The following is a 5,216-nucleotide window of genomic DNA, read 5'->3' as shown; positions in this document are numbered from 1 at the left end:
ATAGATTTTGCTTTTAGAATCCAGGTTTTGAGCTCTTGAGACTTAGTAAGGTTTCGTTGCACCAAGTCATCTTCAGTCTCTGGCAGGTCTTGTAACTTAGCTTGCACCATATTATGGCAACCACGTGGCGCATTTTGAATAAGATGCTTTAACGACTCTCTTACAGTGCCAGACGCTTCATTCGTTCCCGATACCTGTTTCAGACCTTCTTGAATAACAGGAATAATTTTCTTAGCATCAACGGGGATTTCAGGATTGTCTCCAAAAGCAATTAGACGATCAAGAACCGATAAATAAGTATGCCACTGCTCACTATCTTCACCATATTTTATATGGGTGAGGTTCAGCAGTTCCTTCCAGCCATTTTCAACCAACACACTAACGGCTGATGGAACCTGCTTTCCAGCAAAACGTTGATTAAGTGCTGTTGCAACCGCAACCTTGGCCTCATCAACCTTATGCACACCATCAGCAGCGGCTGCCACTCGCTCTACATTCTTAACATATAGCTTGTTTTGCTTCTCGATCAATTGGTCCAATTCTGCCAGGACGCTATCGAATATTTCAGTATCTTGTTCAAACTGCTCAACAATCTGCTCTACTAATTCTGACACCTTTCGCCGGCTTGCAGGGTTCAAGGTAGCACCTTTTGCGCCAAGCTGAGCAATACGGTTCATAACAGCTCTGACGGAGCTATTATGATCTTCAAAGAAACGCTCATCTTTCAGTAGCACTTTCAGTACTGGTACTTCAAGTTTAAGTAGGTGCTGTTTTGCTTCAGAACTAATACGGGGGTTATTCCGCATACTGTAAAAAAAGCGATCTACGACATCGATAGCAACCTTCTGTTGCTCATCGAGTGCTTTTTCAGTTCCCTGCTGTTTGAAGCTCTCCTCTACTCGGGACATCAAGCTAGGGCGTTCTTCCAGCTTGTCAGCATCACTAGCACCTTGAAGCTCAGCAAGGCCTTCGGTGAACTCTCCTTGCGAGTAATTCTCTAGTGGAGCGCTGGCCTCACCTAAGCGCTGACTCTGTTCAGCTGATTTTTTCCGCAAAGATCGCATCAAACCCACAACATTATTTAGCGCACTTTGCACTTCTGCCTGATTTTGTTGGAATGGACTATCGCCACCCATTTGATTTGCTTGACCGGATAGTGTTCCTAGACCTGGAGCCGCACCTGAAGGAGAGCTTGCGGACTGAAAAGGCGGCGCTGTTAATGCAGCGCTTTGAGTATCAGCTTGCCCGGTTCCACCACCAAGAGATTCGATAAAGGAAGAACGCTGCTCTTCTAACGGGGCACTTGGCGCTCCCAAGGCATCTTGGTTTTGTTGAGTTTCAGCGGAGGTAGCTAAACTTGCTTGGCTTTCTAAACTGGCTGCCATAGGGGACGCTTCCGGCACATAGCCTGGCCTTCCCGCCACACCAGGCCCACCTGCAGAACCACCCTGAGCTGAATTTTCTTGCTCTTGCGGTCTTTTCTCCTGAGAGGGCTCTGGTTTTGATCGCTTAGGTTTAGCTTCTGCACGTGACTTGACTGCCTTAGCCAGATCCATATTCGGTAGAATATTATGGTTAACCAAAATCTGGTTTAAACCTAAATACAAACTATCAAGCGACGTCATTACCTGCTTTTCAAACACCTTGAAAACCAGTTTCTCTAGTGTCCCACCCAAGCGCAGAGGTATAACGGCGGCATGAAAAGCACTCACCAACAATGCTGGGCCAAAAACACTTTGGTGATGGTTTTTATCACCAATTCCTACCGCATCCAAACGGACTTTAAGAGGTAATAATTCGGCACGATATTGAGTTTCACATTTGGTAATCAAGACCCTTGAAGTCAACCAGTCTTCAAAGTCACCTTTATCGACAAGCGATAGGGTATCGCTCATTTTTGTAGACATATCCAGATGCTCTTGATATGCCCCTAAAGGATCTTGCACTCCAATTGAAAAACCAGCTTGCAGTTCACGCTGACTCTTCTCTACTTTCTCAGCAGCGGCCATTAGCTCATTGGCTTTTTGGTCACTTTGGGCCTGTATTGAAGCTTGCTTTATTTCCTCAATTAAAACTGGCCAAAGGTCTGTCATTAAGGGAAGTGTCGTGCTATGAATCCTTTCTATACACTCCTCAACAATCTTTTTGCTCTCTTCGCTTGGTGCCGAACGTGCACCCTGGTTCATAGCAACCAAAGCACGGATAGCTTGAGGTTTACGCTCAGTAAAGCGAATACCAAAAGCTCCTGTCATCATATGTGCGAGATGCGCACCGATGTGAAACTCTTTACCACGCAAGTCCTTAAAAGAAAGGTCCAGTAAATCTTCTTTTCTAAGTATGGCCAAAAAGTCGATATACTCACGATCAAATTTGAGAAACATACCGTCAGGGCAATAGTCTGCAATCACACAAGGAACATGGTGGGTTTTACCTAAGTGCAGTATTGCCTCATGATGAATCGGTCGACGAATACTTGAGCGACGTTCCTGACTCTTGTTCATTGCGTAATCCGCTGTTGTTGAGTTCGATTAATATGGTCCATGAATAGTCTAAATCTGTTTCATCAATACTTTTGCATTGCGGCTAGAGTTATAGTTTTTCCCGCCAGGCAAGTGCTCTGAAGAACTCAAGCCGAAGCCCCGTTCTTTAAACCATTGTTCAGTCTTAGTTGTTAACACAAATAAACGGGATAAGCCTAGAGACCTTGCTCTATCTGTTACAGCTTCTAACAAACGATCTCCACNGCCTTTTTGTCGATAATCCGGATCGACCGCGAAACACGAGAGTTCACCGGCCTTGTCTTCAGTAAAAGGATATAAACCAACACAAGCTATGATCGCGTTGTCACGAGCCTCAACCAGAAAATAATCTAATTCCGTCTCAAGTAGCTCTCGTGAGCGTCTAACCAAATAGCCTTGCTCTTCAAGAGGACGAATCAGGTTCAAAATACCGTTCGTATCTTCCAGTCTCGCTGGCCTTATTTGGTCAAAGACTTCGACACTAACCATTGTGCCATGACCATCTCGGGTAAATAACTCTTCAAGCAAAGCACCATCATGAGCATAACCAAGCAAGTGAGCTCTAGTCACACCAGCCTGGCAAGCTATCGCAGCGGAATATAGCAAATTCAAGGGAGTACCCGCGTCAATTAGCTCAGTACCAGCACGTTTTGTGTCGACAAGAGACAAGGCCTCTTCAGCCGTCAGCTGCTTTACTGCTGTGCCTTTTTCTGTCGAAATAGGGCTTTCACTACCTAGAAATATCAGCTTATCTGCTTGTAGCCTTACCGCTAAGTCCCCTGCGAGCTCTTCGTAGCTTAAATTGAAAATATCACCACTCATAGAGTACCCAGTTGCAGGAATCAAAACGATTGAGCTTGACTCTAAGCTCTGGGTAATAGCCTCGACTTCAATCTTCCTGACATGCCCCGTATGGCCCATATCGACACCTCGACTCACACCATGAGGCTTTGCCATAACAAAATTGCCACTGACTACTCGAATTTTAGCCCCGTGCATTGGCGAATTCACAACCCCCATAGAGAGGCGAGCCTCGAGCTCCGAACGAAGTCTTCCGTAGGCTTTAAGCACCGCAGGCATCATTCTTTCTTCCGTTACACGAAGGCCCAAGTGAAATTTTGAACGTATCCCCCGGTCGGCAAGCTCCTCATCTATTTGCGGACGAGCCCCAAAAACAATAGCCAAGCGAATACCCAAGCTATTTAGCAAACTAATATCATTGATAATATTCGCCAGATTATGGTTTGCTAGCGCTTCTCCGCTTAGGGCGAGCACAAAAACCTGATTACGGTGAGCATTTATATAGGGGGAAGCATTTCTAAACCAGCTCACCCACTCTTTCATTTCAGTCATCTATTTATGAATACCTGAGTTGGCAGCGTATTAGCGCCAAACTTCGACGAGTTCTATTTTCTCATTAGCAAAAAAGTAATCTGCAGTCCCACCGCCAAAAATAAGCGTCACTTCAATTTTTTGTTCGTCAGCAGATTTCAACAAGCCCTGGTAGGTTTTGCCATCCTTGAGTTCAATTCTTACTTTACGGTCGACGAATTCGGATAAAACCATAATATCAGTTGGCTGATAGCGTAAATTACTCAACACCACTGTCGCCTGACCGCTGCTCTCTGGTTTTTTAGGTTTCTCTTCAAGCACTGGCTCAGGCCGATAATAACTGCCATCTAAAAACAGCTGCAACGATTGACTCATTTTGCCGTTGATATTTGCACTTATTCCTAGACTAGACACTAGTTCCTGATCATAAAGTCGTTCTAACTCTCCCAACCTTATCGGCACAGGAGGTTCAACTTTTAACTTCAAGACACCGCCTTGCAACAATTTATCACGATATAAATCTTCGACAGCCTCATTTGCCAGCATTCCTATCCCCGCCATACCTATTCGCCAAGCTTGAGAAGCATGTTTTGCATAGGCCTCAGGCTCTAAGCCACTCTCTTCCGTGCATAAGTTCACCATACGACGAGCATAGCCCGCATCTAAATGACTCATTTCTAGGTTATGAATATTTATTGCTGACACATTTCCCGTTTCAATTACGGTATTAAGCTCTTCCAAATCCAGACTTAGGGCCAACTCTAACTTTCCGATCTTATCGATGTCTATCGACAGCGTAATCATATCTTTGCCGCGGGCTTGCTCATAATAGATGCGACCCGAAGCCGATAGCTCTTCTATCCCCATGGCTTTTAAAGCTGAGAAATCCAGAGATGAACGATCTCCGCAAGCAAACAAGCTCATTGGAACCAACACCTTATCGCCAATAAACAGAGCCATCCATTCATCAAGACCGCGCCCCTTAAAAGGCATTCGCAAGCCAGAGTAGCTCATTGAAATCGGAGCAGTCAATTTGCCTACTTTTAAGCTAGGCAAGGCTGTCATCATTGAAGATGCATTGCCTAAACCGAGCGTAAGTTTGTCTATATTAATCGGACGCTTCAAACTAAAAGGCGTTAAAACAAGTCCCTCAAAATGGATATTCCCTTCAAAGTCAACCGATAGCCAGGAATAGCTTAACGAAAGGCTTTTACTATGCTCTTGTTTAAAACTTTCTATAAACTGCATCGCAGAGTACGTGGCATAGGCCTTGATGCCTGCTACAAGGAGCAGCCCAAGAATCAATAAAGCCCCTAACTTCTTAATCATTTCTTATGTTCCAAGTAACTTATCCAACTTCGTATA

At 44.8% G+C, this 5,216-nt stretch carries 3 protein-coding genes; all 3 read right to left on the bottom strand.

Features of this window, described 5'->3' with window-relative positions; all coding sequences use genetic code 11:
- A partial coding sequence (locus A3735_RS17540) for a DUF1631 family protein (RefSeq protein ID WP_156499738.1) occupies window positions 1–2,501 on the bottom strand: 2,501 nt, incomplete at its 3' end.
- Window positions 2,502–2,549: 48 nt separating this feature from the next.
- Complete coding sequence (gene argA / locus A3735_RS17535) at window positions 2,550–3,872, bottom strand: amino-acid N-acetyltransferase (RefSeq protein ID WP_197485923.1); 1,323 nt, start codon at window positions 3,870–3,872, stop codon at window positions 2,550–2,552.
- A gap of 30 nt (window positions 3,873–3,902) precedes the next feature.
- Window positions 3,903–5,180 (bottom strand): LSM domain-containing protein, encoded by a 1,278-nt coding sequence (locus A3735_RS17530; RefSeq protein WP_068512564.1) that lies wholly within the window; start codon window positions 5,178–5,180, stop codon window positions 3,903–3,905.
- Window positions 5,181–5,216: the final 36 nt, after the last annotated feature.

The sequence above is a fragment of the Oleiphilus sp. HI0061 genome, assembly GCF_001635675.1.
The sequence above is the reverse complement of the archived record's forward strand: the minus strand, read 5'-3'. Positions and strand labels throughout refer to the sequence as shown.